This is a genomic window from Nitrospira sp. NS4 (assembly GCF_049546785.1).
GTDB lineage: Bacteria > Nitrospirota > Nitrospiria > Nitrospirales > Nitrospiraceae > Nitrospira_D.
In genome coordinates this window covers 1-13,145 of sequence record NZ_JBMWAN010000006.1, presented here as the reverse complement: position 1 = coordinate 13,145, position 13,145 = coordinate 1, and the positions used below count along the sequence as shown (strand labels likewise).

The window sequence follows — 13,145 nt, the reverse complement described above, 5'->3', positions numbered from 1 at the left end:
CATCAGGCGGGCAGGAAATAGAAGGCGATCGCCAGCATCGCATAGACGCCCACCAACATGGCGCCCTCCATCCAGTTCGACTCCCCATCGATCGCGACGAAGCCCACAACAAACACCGAAATCGTGACGGCCGCCACTTCAAATGGCGTAAAGATCAAGTCCAGCGGAGTCCCGAAGAGGTAGCTCGCAAAGACCAGGACGGGTGCGACCAAGAGAGCAATTTGAAGACTCGACCCCACGGCAATTCCATAGGCCAAGTCCATCTTGTTCTTCATGGCGACCAGGACCGCAGTCGAATGTTCAGCCGCGTTACCGACCAACGCCACCAGAATCACGCCGACGAACACCTGCGTCAGACCCAGCTTGTGCGCCGTCGGTTCGATGGCGCCGACCAGCAGTTCGCTCATGACGGCAATCAAGGCTGTGACCACGGTCAACACGGCCACCGACATCCTGTAGCTCCAGGGCTGTTCCCCGAGATCCTCCGCGTCATGCGATTCCCCTGCGTACAGGTGGCGATGCGTTCTCAGTGAAAACAGCAGGCTCAGGCCGTACATGACGAAGAGCACGACCGCGATTTCCAGACTCAGTTCCCGTTCGATCGTCACCCCGCGGTCGGCGGCCGTGAAATGGAACAGCGCGGGAATGATCAAGCCGACCGCCGCCAACAGGAGCAGGCTGGAGCCCATGCCCGCCGCCGTCTGGTTGAACTTCTGCCGTTCAAACTTGAGACCGCCGGCCACCATCGAAGCGCCGAGGACCAGGAGAATGTTGCCGAGAATGGACCCGGTCAGCGAGGCTTTCACGACATCATGGAGGCCTTCGCGCAACGCGGCCAGCGCGATGATCAACTCCGCGGCGTTCCCGAGGGAGGCGTTCAGCAGGCTGCCGACACCGGCCCCCACATGGGAGGTGAGATGTTCGGTGGCGCGCCCGAGCATGCCGGCGAGAGGAACAATGGCCAGGGCGGAGGCCATAAACACATACAGCGGATCGACCTGAAGCCATTCCAGCGCAAGTGCCAACGGAATACACACGAGCAGCACATCGAGCCAGGACGTGAAAATCTTTTTCATGGGCGAAACCTAACATGAGATTGCGCGATTGTCGATGAAACCCGCCCTCCACACCGACGCGTTGTTCTATCCGTTTCACCTCTGCCATGCGGAGACACTCCGGCGTTTGCTGTCCCGCTTTCAGCGTGTCCACTTTCGCGACTACATGGCGCTCCGATTGACCCCCTTTTCAGGAACCACCGCCTACGAAGATCGCATGGGTGGATTCTTTCCGGAACTCGTGACCGGCGGCCGCATCATCCAAGGGTACAACGTCAGCGGACCGCTGATGGACGAAACCCGCAACGCCATCGACCGGGACCTTGCCGATCGAGACTGGCGCACCCTCTTCCATCAGGCTTTCAAGGAAGACCGGCGGGTTCAGCGGGGGCTCTTCGATCCGACGCACGCCATGAGCATCGGCCGTGATCTTGTGCCTGGTCCCGCGGCCCTGCTGCGACTGATGAGCCCGGAGTTCCGACAGCATCCCTTTACCGTCCAGGAGGTCCGGGAACTGAGTGAGAAAAGGCTAGCGGGAGAGACAGCCTATCGTTTTGAGTACGGCCTGGCGCTCATCAAGACGGCCGCCGCGTTGCGCTACACAATCGCCTTGACGAATACGCATCACCTCGCGGCCACGACAGACTCGTCCGCCCATTGTCACCTGCTCTCCAGAACGCTCGCACGGGAAGGCCTCACCCTCTCCAATCATCTGGTGATCAGGACAGGGTATTAACCTCCACACCGGACTCTGCTAAGATTTTTCCATGCCCAAACAGTCCATCCCATTTGCCACACCCGATGTCACCGAAGAAACGGGAACCTGGTCCGGTCATGGGCTTGAAGCCCGCGTGATCGTCTACAATTGCGACTGCCACACCTACCAGCAGGTCATTACCCTGCTGTGCCGGTACGTACCGGGCATGTCGTCATCGCATGCGTTTGAGCTGGCCTATCGGATCGATCATGAGGGGGAAGCGATGGTCTTCGAAGGGGACGAGGAGAAGGCGGAGCAGATCGCGGCGGGCCTGGCCGGCGGAGGACTCAATGTCGCCGTCCAGTAAGAGAGCATCACGCGAGCAGTGAGAACCAGCGACTACTTGGCCTTGCGTTTCGCCGGTTGCTTCGCCGTTTTCTTGGGGGCGGGCTTGGCGGCTTTCTCCGGCTTCGCTGATTTGGCCGTTTTCACGGCCTTCGCCGGAGCCGCGGGCTTGGCCGGAGCCTGTTTGGCGCCTTTCGCCGACGACTTGCCGGACTTCGAGGCTTTCACCGGCAACGGCATCGCCGCATAGACCTTGTTGATCTTGGTCAATTGATCGGGGTTCATCACCCGCACCTGATAGAGTTCAAAGAGCTTGGCAACCGCTTTTTGATCGCCCCTCTTCGCCGCATTCAACAGCTTGCGGCGTTGATTCATCTCTTCTTCTTCAGTGTGGGAAGCCGCGCGTCGTTCCATTCCACTCCATCCTTTTCTGGCACGCCTCAACGTCGGGCGCTAGTCCTCACCTGGTCCAGCGCAAAAAATTGCCGAACTATATCAGAAAACACAGGAATTTTAAAACATATTGAAAAGAAACATGGACGGCGCCTCAAAACGACCGGCAGAGAGGCTCACCGGACAGAAATCCCGCCATCATCACCGGTCCCCATTGAGCCCCATCGAAGCGGGTAGGTATAATCCCAGCACCTTATCAACTGGAGAACCGACCATGTCCATGCATGCAGCCCCGCAATCGACCGTTGTCGACGATCCCAAGGCCCGCGAACTCCTCCGCCAGGCGTTTGAGAAGACCGCCCGCTGGCAAGCGGACTTCAAAGGCTTTACCGCCGACCTCACCGTGAACATCAACGGGAAGGAAACCAAAGGCCCCGTCATGGTCAAGGGCCCGCGGGAAGTCTCCGTTCAACTCGGCGATGCCGAGGTGCAGAAGTGGGCCCAGGAGCAGCTCGGCATGATCGCCGTGCACCGGGGACCACGGAGCTTTGAGGAATCAGACGGAAAGTATTCCCTCACGATGTCAGAGGACGGTCACCCATTCGGCACCAGACTCGATATCCACGGATCAAACTCGTTCTATCGCATCAAGGACAACCGGATCACCCAGATCAACCGGAAGATGGCGCACCCGGGGATGACCCCGTTTGCCTTTACAATCAATGTCGAAGAAAGCGCCGTCACGCAGGATCAGAAAAACCTGACAACCCGCTACACGGTGTATTACTACTCCCCGACCGACGGGAAGCTGAACAACGTCGAAAGCTTCACCGACACCCACGTCCGCGTGGGATCGTCCGATTTGCCGGCTACCCGCCGCATCATCACCTACGAAAACGGCGAAGTCGTCGTGAAGAGCCTTACCTTCACCAATCATAAGCTGGTGTAACAAAGGAGCGGCGAGAGCCCGTGCCATGAGATCGCTGCCCGCTGGATGGTCAAAAAGGCCGTCCAGCGAGGCCGCAGGCGAATCGAACCCGGAGGCGTACCCTCAGGGGTACGTTGAGGATTTCGATGAGCCGAGAACGAAGCTGGCAGGCTTTTTCAACATCCAGCATGGATCTTCGGACATCATTCCCCCGCAGCATGCGATTCAAGCTGGAAGGCTACGTCCATCTCGCGCGCATGATCGACAAATGCCGCGCGGTGCTGGCCGGCACCGAAGGGGAATACATCTACCCCTGCCCGATGGACTTCCGGCTCATGGAATTCGCGGGCATTACGCATGAGCAGTTCACAGCGGCAGTCGAGACGAATCCCACCGACGAAGGTGTGGCCAAATGGTTCCGCGGTGCCGCGAAACCTCACCAGCAGGCTGAACTGGATGAGTGGAACGAAACGATGTTGAGGCGTGGCCCGAGCACACCGGAGAAGCAGGCCTATTTCAATAAGTGCCGGGATGCCGTCGATCCCTCGCGAACCGACCTGACAGCTTGGTCGGACCTGCAAGATCTAGAAGAAGGAAGGCCGGTGCCGAGACGAAGTCCGTAGGATGTGAATACCCGCCAGAGCCCTTCGACATTGACTCCGCGCCAGTCGCAAGCCTATTTATATCCCTCCCCGCTCGTGCCGCCGCCGAAGCCGCCCCAGTTGCCGCCGAAACCTCCCTGGCCGGTGCCCCAATACTCGCCTTGCTGGATGCGGCGATAGGGATGGCGGAGGTCCGGGCGGCTGATCCACCAGAAAAAGGAGAGCGCCCCGATGCTGGTGAAGAGGGTGATCCAGAAACCGACACCTTTGAAATGGTGCTTGGCCAGCGTGCCGACCCGCACTTCCTGCGCCGGTGTCGCCAGAGCCACGACGGTGCGATAGAGACCTTCGCCGAAGTGCCCGAGCTGAATCGCCGGGTGAAGCGTGCCGCCGCCCACTTCGCTCATGACCGGAGGCGTAATGACCGGCAGCATCTGGCGGCCCAGCGTGATCGCCGCCTGCCGTTCCTGCACCGCCACGAGCACCAACACCCCATGCTCCTGCTGGGCGGATCCGATGCCCCACTTTTCATACAGCACAGTCGCATATTCGATGGCGGTTTCGTAGGGCTTCAGTGTCGGCACTGTCACGACCACCATCTCCACGCCGGTCTTCCGCTCGAGATCCTGACACACAGACCGGATGCGCGCTTTCCAATCCTCATCCAGCACCTGCGCATGGTCGCTGACATAGCCCATCGGGCTCGGCAGCTTCGGCCGTTCCTTGGGCCGGTCGTAGAGCGCCGCATGGCCGATCTCGAAGCAGACCAGCCCCTGATACAGCACCAACAGGAACGCCAGAGGGACGATTCGCCAGGAGTGGATCATGAGGCTCTCTGTCCGATGTGAGATTCAACTTTGGCGACGAGCTGGCTCAGGCCTTCCACATAGCGGTCGAACAACCGCGGGATTTCTTTCTGCCCCGGTGAGATCTGTCCGCGTTTCAGCAGCAGGGCATCGCGCAGTCCGGAACCATCGACCGCAAGATGGCTTTCGATATCGTTTAACAGCGCCTCGCTCTGTGACAGCACCGGACGGCCCAGCAGCCGTTGCAGGCCGCGCAATGGAGGACACAGCGTCGTCACTGACAGCGGTAGAAGAATGGTGATGGCCTCTTCGGTGCCGCCGCCCTCGACATAGCGCTGTCGCAGACGGAGCAGATTTCCGCGCAGACTCTGCAACACTTCTCCCGCCAGATACCGTTGATCCACCTTGAACCCGACGAAAGGATCCTGCCCCCAGAGCACGCGATGATGTTCCAGAATCTCCAGATATTCGAGCGGAAACACAAGCGAGGCCGCCTGCAGGTCGTCCCGCGTCAGAAACAACGGGACCACGACCTGTTCCTTCGCCCACCGGCGATGCAACGCGCCGTATTTCTTCAGCGACTCGCCCGCGTAGGATTTCAGCACCAGCACGATGTTGAAGTTCGACCGGCCCGTCACAAATTCCCCGCGGACGGCGCTGCCGTAGAGGAGAATCCCGTCGAGCTGATCCCCATAGGTCGCGCGCACGTCTTTGACGTACCCGCGCAGCTGTTGTTGAGACTCCTCCGGCAATCCTTCGATTACCCACTCGCTCGGCGCCATGTGCTTACCTCATCTTCCTGCTGCCGCATGAGAAGGCACGATGATCCGGCAGGCCCTCGGCGGCCTCATGCGATTGATAAACCCCTTCTCTTACCGAACTGCTCCCGTTTCGGGATTCCCGGCGAAGGGATCTGGCAGGAACCCCGCCGCCATTACTCGATCGACCAATGAAAAGGGAGCCGTCTGTCTCATACCCGCCGTGGTGGTCAAGACGCGATACCGTAGCCGCGGATTCCGATCGAGGGTGCGAAACACCCGGTCGCGCAGAAACCCGAGGACCGGATTCGCGGTATTCCAGAACAACACCTGTTCGTCCGCGAGCCGCTGCAACATTGTGACCTGCGGCCGTCGCGCAACTTCATAGTGCTTGAGGGTCGCGGCGGAAAAGTCCTGCTTCGCTAAACACTCCGGCAGCAAGTCGGCCACGGTCATGGCATCGACCATCGCCTGCATGCGCCCTTGTGACGCGTGCGGATTCATGGCATGGGCCGCATCGCCGATCAGAAGCGCGCCGTCCGCCACCCAGGTCGGCGTGCGCACCCGGCCGGTCGGCATGAAGGCCGTCTGATTCCAGTCGGTCAATCGCCGAAAGAGCGGCTTCAGCATGGGATCAATCGCCGTCCAGGCCTGCTGCAAGGCAGGCAGCCCCTGAGCCTTCACCTGATCATACGATCCGGCGGGAATCATATAGAAACAATAGACCTTGTCCCCGGCGGCGGGAAAGAGACCGAGGATAGTCTTCTTCCCGACAAAGTACTTCGCTTCGGTCACCGGGAGCGGCGAGTCCAGCATCGCGATGAGATAGCCTTGAGGATAGAGATGGAGATCGGCGGGAATGCCGAGCGCCGCCCGCACTTTAGAAAATGCTCCGTCCGCTCCCACCACGACCTTCGCCCGGATCGTCACCTCATCGTCGCCGCGCTTCGCCACTAAACCGGTGACCTGAGTCCCCTCCTTCACGAGGCGGACAAAGCTGGCGCCATACCAGAGCGCGACGGAGGGCTCGGCTTGAATGGCGTCGAGAATCGCATGGTGGGCCACGTTCGGCAAGGTCACGACGGCCCGATTGTAGGGCGCGGGCAAATCTCCGTAATCCACCGTGCAGAGCCGTTCGCCGCCGACGCGGCAGAAGTGGAATTTTCTGACCGTCCTGGTCGACTCACCCGGCAGCTTGTTCAGCAGACCGAGCCGATCCAATACGTGCTGGCCGTTCGGCTGGAGGATTTCGCCGCGCAACCCCTGCGGCGGCCCCGGGGCCTGCTCGATGATGAGGGTCTTGATGCCCTTCTGTGCCAGGGCGAGGGCCAGCACGGCCCCGCCGCCGCCCGCTCCCACGACCGCAATGTCGGTTTCGATCATCGTGCCGGCCATCGTACGATCAGTTATTCTTTCCACGGGCGATAGCGCTGCCCGTCCTTCCACATCGCCAGGAATTTGTCGCGCGCCTTCAGCGAGATCGCGCGATCATGGATCACATCCAACCGTTCGTCGTTGTACCGATTGCCGCTGCCGGTGTGGTTCATCGACCCGGAGGCGTTGATTTCGTCGTCGATCACCACCTGTTTCAAATGCATGAGGCCGTCGTGCTGATTGACGAGGATCGGAATACCGGCCAGATGCAGCGTCTCGACCGCGGTCTTTTGTTTCTGATCCTCGAGCCGCTCCCGGTCCGTGATGACCCGCACGTCGATGCCCCGCTTCTTGGCCTCCACCAGCCCTTTGACCGCGATCGGAGAGGTCAGTCCGTACACCGCCACATAGATGTAGCGCGTTGCGCGATCGTAGAGTTTCGACAGCCTGGTCAGCGGTTCATCTTCAGGCGCGTAGTAGACGTCGATCGTGGCGGCGGCGGTCGGGCCGCCCGCACAGGCGACAACACCCACCACGACGAGCAACGCCGCGCTGAGCCGGCTCCATCCACGATGCCGCATCGGCAACGACGGCCTCGTCATTCGGCTTCGAACAGGTCGCGAAAATGATCGTCGGACGCTTCCCAGGCCCGGGGCGCATGACGGCTCAACCAGCCGCGGAGAAATTCCTTTTGTCCGGCCGTCAGCTGTTGCTTGATCTGGTGCGAGCGCCCCTGCAAGGGCTGGAGAAAACCCACGCGTTTTTGAAAGTCCAGCGTCGCGGTGCGGACATAGCAGTTGGTGTAGGCCGAGGGTTTCTCCTCGTCGCCGTCGCCCTGAATCCACACCGACAAGAACTTTTCCAACTGGAGTCCCGCGCTATCCATCGCCGGATCGGTGTCATGAAACAGTTCCTGCTCCGACTCCTTCAAGGGGGTGGCTTCGAGCGCCCGAAACATGAAATTCTGCTTCCACATGAGATCGCTCCTCCGAGAAGGCGGCATACTGTAGGCTGGCCGGAAAGAAAGTCAAGCAACTCCCCTGCCCGGCGTCACCTTGACAATAACGAAGGCTCTTTGTTAACTTCTTGAATTCATTAATCTCTGGGCCAACTTGGGAGAATCCATGCAGGTCAAGGTCAATGGAAAAGCAGAGGAAATTCAGGGCGGAAATGTCCTCGATTTGCTCAAACTGAAAAAGATTGAACCGCAGATGGTTGCCGTGGAAGTCAACGACAAGATGATCGACCGGGATCACCTCGCCACCACCCAACTCAATGAGGGCGATCAGGTGGAATTCCTCTTCTATATGGGAGGTGGCCGGTGACGATGATCATGCACAAGGAGATCACCGAACTGATCGGGAAGACCCCGCTCGTCCGGTTGAACCGGCTGTCGAAGCCCGGCTCCGCGACGATCTACGGCAAAGTGGAGTTTTTCAACCCTGGCGGTAGCGTCAAGGACCGTATCTGCCTCAACATGATCAACGAGGCCGAACGGCAGGGCAAGCTCACGCCGGGGGGCACGATCGTTGAGCCCACCAGCGGGAATACCGGCATCGGTCTGGCGCTGGTCGCCGCGGTGCGCGGGTACAAGCTGATCCTCGTGATGCCGGAAAGCATGAGCATGGAGCGGGCCAGCCTGCTCTCCTCCTATGGCGCGCAACTGGTGTTGACGCCCGCCTGGGAAGGCATGAAGGGTTCGATCAAGGAAGCCGAAAGCATCCTGGCCCAGAACCCGACCTATTTCATGCCGGATCAGTTTTCGAATCCGGCCAATCCGGCGATGCATCGCATGACGACGGCGCCGGAAATTCTGGATGCGCTCGACGGCAAGATCGACGCCTTCGTGGCCGCGGTCGGCACCGGCGGCACGATTACCGGATGCGGGGAACTGTTCAAGGAAAAGAACCCGGATGTGAAAGTCATCGCGGTGGAGCCGGCCGGCTCACCGGTTTTATCAGGTGGCGACCCAGGTCCCCACAAGATTCAAGGCATCGGAGCCGGCTTTGTTCCGAAAGTGCTGAACCGCAAGATTCTGGACCGCGTGATCACCGTAACGGACGATGAGGCCTATCAGACCGCGAAGCAGCTCTCGAAGAAGGAAGGATTGCTGGTCGGCATCTCGGCCGGCGCCAACGTGTTTGCCGCACAAAAGGTCGCCGACGAACTGGGGCCAGGGAAAAACGTGGTCACCATCCTCTGCGACACCGGCGAACGCTACATCAGCATTGAAAAGTATTTTAATATTTAGTGAGGTGAAGGGTGATGAGTGATCGGTGATGAGTCACCTCCGTCAGATGAACGACTGAAGCATACCCTCATCACACATCACTGATCACACGTCACAGTCTCATATGGAATTTACTGAAGAACAAATCAACCGCTACAGCCGGCACATCCTCCTGCCCGAAGTCGGCGGGAAGGGCCAGAAGAAGATCGCCAAGGCGAGGATTCTCCTGGTCGGCGCCGGAGGCCTGGGTTCGCCAGCCGCATTGTATCTGGCCGCCGCCGGAGTCGGCACAATCGGCCTGATCGACAGCGACGTCGTGGACCTGACAAACTTACAGCGGCAGATCCTCCACCACACGTCCGACGTAGGTCGGCCGAAAGTGGTCTCCGGCAAAGAAAAGATTCAGGCGTTGAATCCCGACGTGGACGTGAAGATGTATGAGGAGCGCCTGACCGCCGGGAACGCGCTCAAGATCTTCAGCGAGTACGATGTCATCATCGACGGCGTCGATAACTTCACCGCCAAGTTCCTGATCAACGATGCCTGCTTCTTCGCCGACAAACCGCTTATTCACGGCGGCATCCTGCGGTTCGACGGCCGCGTGACCACCATTGTGCCGGGGAAGTCCGCCTGCTATCGTTGCGTCTTCAAGACACCGCCGCCGCCGGGCCTGGTGGCCTCCTGCCAGGAGGCGGGCGTCATCGGCGTCTTGGCGGGAATCATCGGGACGATCCAGGCGACCGAAGCTCTCAAGCTCATCCTGGGCATCGGCCGCCCCTTGACGGACCGGCTGCTGGATTTCGATGCCAAGAAGACGCAATTCCGTGAAATCAAAGTGAAGCGCAATCCGAACTGCGCGCTCTGCGGCGAACATCCGACGATCACCGAACTGTTCGACGACGGAGATCCCTACGCAGGCTGTGCCGTGCGTCCGTAGTGTTTAACTTGTAAGGGTGGTATCGCTATGTCAAAGATGAAAGCGCTGGTCTGCCGGGAATGCGGGAAGGAATATCCCACCAAAGCCATCCACGTCTGCGAAATGTGCTTCGGTCCCCTCGAAGTGAAGTACAACTACGAGGAGATCAAGAAGGCGATTTCGCGTAAGAAGATCGAGGAAGGCCCCCACAGCATGTGGCGCTACGTCGATCTATTGCCGGTCGAAGGCACCAATTTCGTGGGGCCGCATGCCGGGCTGACGCCGCTGGTCCGCGCCAGGAATCTCGGCGCCTATCTCGGCCTTGACGAGCTGTACATCAAGAACGATACGGTCAATCATCCCACGCTCTCCTTCAAGGATCGCGTCGTCGCCGTCGCGCTGACGCGGGCCCGCGAACTGGGATTTGAGACGGTCGCCTGCGCCTCGACCGGGAATTTGGCCAATTCGGTGTCCGCGCACGCCGCTGCCGCCAATCTCCATTGCTATGTCTTCATTCCCGGCGATTTGGAAGCCGCGAAGGTGCTGGGCAACCTTATCTACAAGCCCCATGTGGTGGAAGTCGAAGGCAACTACGACGATGTGAACCGGCTCTGTAGCGAAATCGCCGGCGAACATGGGTGGGCCTTCGTGAACATCAACATCCGCCCCTACTACGCGGAAGGCTCCAAGACCCTCGCCTTCGAAACGGTGGAACAACTGGGCTGGAAGACGCCGGATCAGGTCGTCATTCCCATGGCCTCGGGCTCGCTCCTCACCAAAATCTGGAAGGGCCTGCACGAAATGAAATATGTGGGGCTCATCGACGAGGTGCACACGAAGATCAACGGCGCCCAGGCGGAAGGGTGCTCGCCGATCTCTACCGCCTTCAAGGCAGGACGCGACTTCTTCAAGCCCGTGAAGCCGAAGACCATCGCCAAATCCCTGGCCATCGGCAACCCGGCGGACGGCTATTACGCGCTCAAAGCCACCGCGGAGAGCAAGGGCTCAATGGACATGGTGACCGACGAGGAAGTGGTGGACGGCATCAAGCTGCTCGCGCAGACCGAAGGCATCTTCGCCGAAACCGCCGGCGGAGTGACCATCGGCGTGCTGAAAAAGCTGGTCAAGCAGGGCGTGATCAAGAAGAACGAAGTGACAGTCGCCTATATCACGGGCAACGGATTGAAGACGCAGGAAGCGGTCATCGACGCCGTCGGACGGCCGACCCGCATTCAACCGAGCCTGGTGGCATTTGAAAAAACCTTTAAACTCGGAAAGAACGGTGGTGGTGACGCATGATTAAAGTCCGTATTCCGACTCCTCTCAGACCTCTGACCAAGAACCAGGGCGAAGTGGATATCGCGGCCGGCTCCATCGCCGATATGGTCAACACGCTGGAGACCTCGTATCCCGGCATCAAGGCGCGCCTCTGCGATGACAGCGGTGAGTTGCGCCGGTTCGTGAACATTTATGTCAACGAGGAGGACATCCGCTTTCTCAAGGGCAAAGACACCGCCTTGAAAGCCGGCGACGAAGTCTCCATTGTCCCGGCGATCGCGGGAGGCTAACCATGTCACAATCACACTTACGCTTTCATGTCCGCTTTCCGGAAGACAAGGTCAAGGAACCGATCATTTACCAGATCGGCCGCGAGTACAACGTCGTCACCAACGTCCGCCGCGCCGACGTGCGCGAAACCACCGGCTGGGTGGATGTGGAACTCTCGGGGGAGACGGCGGAAATCGAGCGGGCGCTCGAAGGCCTTCGCAAGAAGGGTTGCGTCGTCGATCCGATCGAACTGAACGTGGTCGAATAACGATGAACTTATCCGAAGAAGAAATCCAACGCTACAGCCGCCATATCATCCTCCAGGACGTCGGCGGTAAAGGGCAGCTCAAACTGAAGCGCGCCAAGGTGCTGCTCATCGGCGCAGGCGGCCTCGGCTCGCCCGCGGCCCTCTACCTGGCCGCCGCCGGAGTCGGCACGATCGGCCTCGTGGACGGCGATGTCGTGGATCTGTCGAACCTCCAGCGCCAGATCATGCATTCGACCGCGACCATCGGACAGCCGAAGGTGGAATCCGGCCGCAAGACCTTGGCCGCCATCAATCCGGAGATCACGATCAACACCTATCACCAGCTGGTGGATGCCGAGAATATTCTTCCGCTCATCTCCCAGTACGACATCGTGCTCGACGGATCGGACAACTTCTCAACCCGGTTTCTGGTCAACGACGCCTGCTTCTTCGCCAAGAAGACGCTCGTGTCCGCCAGCATGTTCCGGTTCGAGGGGCAGCTCACGACCATCAAGCCCCACGCCGGCTATCCCTGCTATCGCTGCCTCTATCCGGAACCGCCGCCTGCCGGGCTCGTCCCGAATTGCCAGGAAGCCGGCGTGCTCGGCGTCCTCGCCGGCACCATGGGGATTCTCCAGGCGTCCGAAGCGATCAAGGAAATTCTCGGCATCGGCGAGACCGTCGCAGATAAGCTCGTGATCTATGACGCGCTGGACATGAAGTTCCGCAAAGTCAGCCGCCCCAAAGATCCGGCCTGCCCGCTCTGCGGCCCGAATCCGAAGATCAAGGACTTGAACCTTGACTATGCAGTCAGCTGCACCATCTAGCTATCGTGGCTGATCTCGTCATTCCCCAAACGATTCTCGACGACATGGTCTCCCATGCGAAGGAACTCGCCCCCTACGAATGCTGCGGGCTCCTCGCCGGAACGGGCGGTACAGTCACCCATCTATATCGAATCAAGAATATCGTGGCCCTTGAAGGGGCCGAAAAACTGTCATCGTTCGACCCTTCCAAAGCCGCGCATCTGGAACGGCTATCGCCAGCCGAGCGCGCGGAGATTGCCTTTGTGATGGACATGCAGGACTTCTCCGGCGCTAAAAAGGACATGCGAACCAGGGGGCTCGACCTGCAGGTCGTCTATCATTCCCATCCGCACGACCCTGCCCGTCCGTCTATGACCGACATCAAGATCGCCACCGACTACGAAGAGATTTGGCCGAAAATCAACCTGCCCACCCCCACC

19 protein-coding genes are annotated in these 13,145 nt (G+C 59.8%); 12 read left to right on the top strand and 7 right to left on the bottom strand.

Translation table 11 applies throughout. The annotated features are described in order from the left end of the window. Positions 1 to 2 precede the first annotated feature (2 nt). Complete coding sequence (cax, locus tag ACO9S2_RS16035) at positions 3 to 1,076, bottom strand: calcium/proton exchanger (RefSeq protein ID WP_423723407.1); 1,074 nt, start codon at positions 1,074 to 1,076, stop codon at positions 3 to 5. A gap of 34 nt (positions 1,077 to 1,110) precedes the next feature. On the opposite strand from cax, the gene ACO9S2_RS16030 reads away from it, so the two are divergent. Both ACO9S2_RS16030 and ACO9S2_RS16025 read left to right on the top strand, forming a co-directional pair. Then, a complete protein-coding gene (locus ACO9S2_RS16030; RefSeq protein WP_423723405.1) occupies positions 1,111 to 1,791 on the top strand; it encodes a hypothetical protein in 681 nt (226 codons plus the stop codon). A 31-nt stretch (positions 1,792 to 1,822) separates the two neighbouring features. Continuing rightward, complete coding sequence (locus ACO9S2_RS16025) at positions 1,823 to 2,119, top strand: ATP-dependent Clp protease adaptor ClpS (RefSeq protein ID WP_423723404.1); 297 nt, start codon at positions 1,823 to 1,825, stop codon at positions 2,117 to 2,119. A gap of 32 nt (positions 2,120 to 2,151) precedes the next feature. Here the strand turns inward: ACO9S2_RS16025 and ACO9S2_RS16020 are convergent, their stop codons facing one another. Continuing rightward, positions 2,152 to 2,511, bottom strand: coding sequence for a hypothetical protein (locus ACO9S2_RS16020; protein ID WP_423723403.1), 360 nt, complete (start codon positions 2,509 to 2,511; stop codon positions 2,152 to 2,154). 253 nt (positions 2,512 to 2,764) lie between these two features. On the opposite strand from ACO9S2_RS16020, the gene ACO9S2_RS16015 reads away from it, so the two are divergent. Further along, the gene (locus ACO9S2_RS16015; RefSeq protein ID WP_423723402.1) at positions 2,765 to 3,439 is read left to right on the top strand and encodes a DUF3386 family protein; all 675 of its coding nucleotides are present in this window, start codon (positions 2,765 to 2,767) and stop codon (positions 3,437 to 3,439) included. A gap of 125 nt (positions 3,440 to 3,564) precedes the next feature. Then, complete coding sequence (locus ACO9S2_RS16010) at positions 3,565 to 4,041, top strand: DUF5069 domain-containing protein (protein WP_423723401.1); 477 nt, start codon at positions 3,565 to 3,567, stop codon at positions 4,039 to 4,041. A gap of 53 nt (positions 4,042 to 4,094) precedes the next feature. On the opposite strand, the gene ACO9S2_RS16005 is transcribed toward ACO9S2_RS16010, so the two are convergent. The 5 genes from ACO9S2_RS16005 to ACO9S2_RS15985 all read right to left on the bottom strand — a co-directional run bounded on the left by ACO9S2_RS16005 (position 4,095) and on the right by ACO9S2_RS15985 (position 7,934). Beyond that, complete coding sequence (locus tag ACO9S2_RS16005; protein WP_423723400.1) at positions 4,095 to 4,847, bottom strand: TPM domain-containing protein; 753 nt, start codon at positions 4,845 to 4,847, stop codon at positions 4,095 to 4,097. Then, the gene (locus ACO9S2_RS16000; protein ID WP_423723399.1) at positions 4,844 to 5,608 is read right to left on the bottom strand and encodes a hypothetical protein; all 765 of its coding nucleotides are present in this window, start codon (positions 5,606 to 5,608) and stop codon (positions 4,844 to 4,846) included. The genes ACO9S2_RS16005 and ACO9S2_RS16000 overlap by 4 nt, the downstream gene beginning before the upstream one ends. A gap of 90 nt (positions 5,609 to 5,698) precedes the next feature. Then, on the bottom strand, positions 5,699 to 6,979 hold the full coding sequence (locus tag ACO9S2_RS15995; RefSeq protein WP_423723398.1) for an FAD-dependent monooxygenase: 1,281 nt from the start codon (positions 6,977 to 6,979) through the stop codon (positions 5,699 to 5,701). 11 nt (positions 6,980 to 6,990) lie between these two features. Further along, entirely contained in the window at positions 6,991 to 7,560 is a 570-nt protein-coding gene (locus ACO9S2_RS15990) for a phospholipase D-like domain-containing protein (protein WP_423723397.1), read from the bottom strand. Next, a complete protein-coding gene (locus ACO9S2_RS15985) occupies positions 7,557 to 7,934 on the bottom strand; it encodes a hypothetical protein (protein ID WP_423723396.1) in 378 nt (125 codons plus the stop codon). Before ACO9S2_RS15985 ends, ACO9S2_RS15990 begins: the two co-directional genes overlap by 4 nt. A gap of 148 nt (positions 7,935 to 8,082) precedes the next feature. Between ACO9S2_RS15985 and thiS the strand changes: the two genes are divergently transcribed. From thiS to ACO9S2_RS15945, 8 genes are all read left to right on the top strand, one after another. Further along, positions 8,083 to 8,283: a sulfur carrier protein ThiS gene (thiS, locus tag ACO9S2_RS15980; protein ID WP_423723395.1), complete on the top strand. Its 201-nt coding sequence runs from the start codon at positions 8,083 to 8,085 to the stop codon at positions 8,281 to 8,283. Between the two features lie 2 nt (positions 8,284 to 8,285). Beyond that, positions 8,286 to 9,209, top strand: a complete 924-nt coding sequence (gene cysK / locus ACO9S2_RS15975) for a cysteine synthase A (RefSeq protein ID WP_423723519.1) — start codon at positions 8,286 to 8,288, stop codon at positions 9,207 to 9,209. Positions 9,210 to 9,312: 103 nt separating this feature from the next. Next, positions 9,313 to 10,125 (top strand): HesA/MoeB/ThiF family protein, encoded by an 813-nt coding sequence (locus ACO9S2_RS15970; protein WP_423723394.1) that lies wholly within the window; start codon positions 9,313 to 9,315, stop codon positions 10,123 to 10,125. Between the two features lie 27 nt (positions 10,126 to 10,152). Beyond that, positions 10,153 to 11,403, top strand: a complete 1,251-nt coding sequence (gene thrC / locus ACO9S2_RS15965) for a threonine synthase (protein ID WP_423723393.1) — start codon at positions 10,153 to 10,155, stop codon at positions 11,401 to 11,403. Continuing rightward, positions 11,400 to 11,672, top strand: a complete 273-nt coding sequence (locus tag ACO9S2_RS15960) for a MoaD/ThiS family protein (RefSeq protein ID WP_423723392.1) — start codon at positions 11,400 to 11,402, stop codon at positions 11,670 to 11,672. The genes thrC and ACO9S2_RS15960 overlap by 4 nt, the downstream gene beginning before the upstream one ends. A 2-nt stretch (positions 11,673 to 11,674) precedes the next feature. Beyond that, positions 11,675 to 11,920 (top strand): NIL domain-containing protein, encoded by a 246-nt coding sequence (locus tag ACO9S2_RS15955; protein WP_423723391.1) that lies wholly within the window; start codon positions 11,675 to 11,677, stop codon positions 11,918 to 11,920. A gap of 2 nt (positions 11,921 to 11,922) precedes the next feature. Further along, entirely contained in the window at positions 11,923 to 12,726 is an 804-nt protein-coding gene (gene moeB, locus ACO9S2_RS15950; RefSeq protein WP_423723390.1) for a molybdopterin-synthase adenylyltransferase MoeB, read from the top strand. Positions 12,727 to 12,731: 5 nt separating this feature from the next. Then, a partial coding sequence (locus ACO9S2_RS15945) for a Mov34/MPN/PAD-1 family protein (RefSeq protein ID WP_423723389.1) occupies positions 12,732 to 13,145 on the top strand: 414 nt, incomplete at its 3' end.

Coding starts and splice junctions, on each gene's coding strand:
- ACO9S2_RS15955 (WP_423723391.1), top strand. CDS start 11,675: ATGTCACAATCACACTTACGCTTTCATGTCCGCTTTCCGGAAGACAAG.
- ACO9S2_RS16025 (WP_423723404.1), top strand. CDS start 1,823: ATGCCCAAACAGTCCATCCCATTTGCCACACCCGATGTCACCGAAGAA.
- ACO9S2_RS16015 (WP_423723402.1), top strand. CDS start 2,765: ATGTCCATGCATGCAGCCCCGCAATCGACCGTTGTCGACGATCCCAAG.
- cysK (WP_423723519.1), top strand. CDS start 8,286: ATGATCATGCACAAGGAGATCACCGAACTGATCGGGAAGACCCCGCTC.
- ACO9S2_RS15990 (WP_423723397.1), bottom strand. CDS start 7,560: ATGACGAGGCCGTCGTTGCCGATGCGGCATCGTGGATGGAGCCGGCTC.
- moeB (WP_423723390.1), top strand. CDS start 11,923: ATGAACTTATCCGAAGAAGAAATCCAACGCTACAGCCGCCATATCATC.
- ACO9S2_RS15970 (WP_423723394.1), top strand. CDS start 9,313: ATGGAATTTACTGAAGAACAAATCAACCGCTACAGCCGGCACATCCTC.
- ACO9S2_RS16010 (WP_423723401.1), top strand. CDS start 3,565: ATGAGCCGAGAACGAAGCTGGCAGGCTTTTTCAACATCCAGCATGGAT.
- ACO9S2_RS15995 (WP_423723398.1), bottom strand. CDS start 6,979: ATGGCCGGCACGATGATCGAAACCGACATTGCGGTCGTGGGAGCGGGC.
- ACO9S2_RS15985 (WP_423723396.1), bottom strand. CDS start 7,934: ATGTGGAAGCAGAATTTCATGTTTCGGGCGCTCGAAGCCACCCCCTTG.
- ACO9S2_RS16030 (WP_423723405.1), top strand. CDS start 1,111: ATGAAACCCGCCCTCCACACCGACGCGTTGTTCTATCCGTTTCACCTC.
- thrC (WP_423723393.1), top strand. CDS start 10,153: ATGTCAAAGATGAAAGCGCTGGTCTGCCGGGAATGCGGGAAGGAATAT.
- ACO9S2_RS16005 (WP_423723400.1), bottom strand. CDS start 4,847: ATGATCCACTCCTGGCGAATCGTCCCTCTGGCGTTCCTGTTGGTGCTG.
- thiS (WP_423723395.1), top strand. CDS start 8,083: ATGCAGGTCAAGGTCAATGGAAAAGCAGAGGAAATTCAGGGCGGAAAT.
- cax (WP_423723407.1), bottom strand. CDS start 1,076: ATGAAAAAGATTTTCACGTCCTGGCTCGATGTGCTGCTCGTGTGTATT.
- ACO9S2_RS15960 (WP_423723392.1), top strand. CDS start 11,400: ATGATTAAAGTCCGTATTCCGACTCCTCTCAGACCTCTGACCAAGAAC.
- ACO9S2_RS16000 (WP_423723399.1), bottom strand. CDS start 5,608: ATGGCGCCGAGCGAGTGGGTAATCGAAGGATTGCCGGAGGAGTCTCAA.
- ACO9S2_RS16020 (WP_423723403.1), bottom strand. CDS start 2,511: ATGGAACGACGCGCGGCTTCCCACACTGAAGAAGAAGAGATGAATCAA.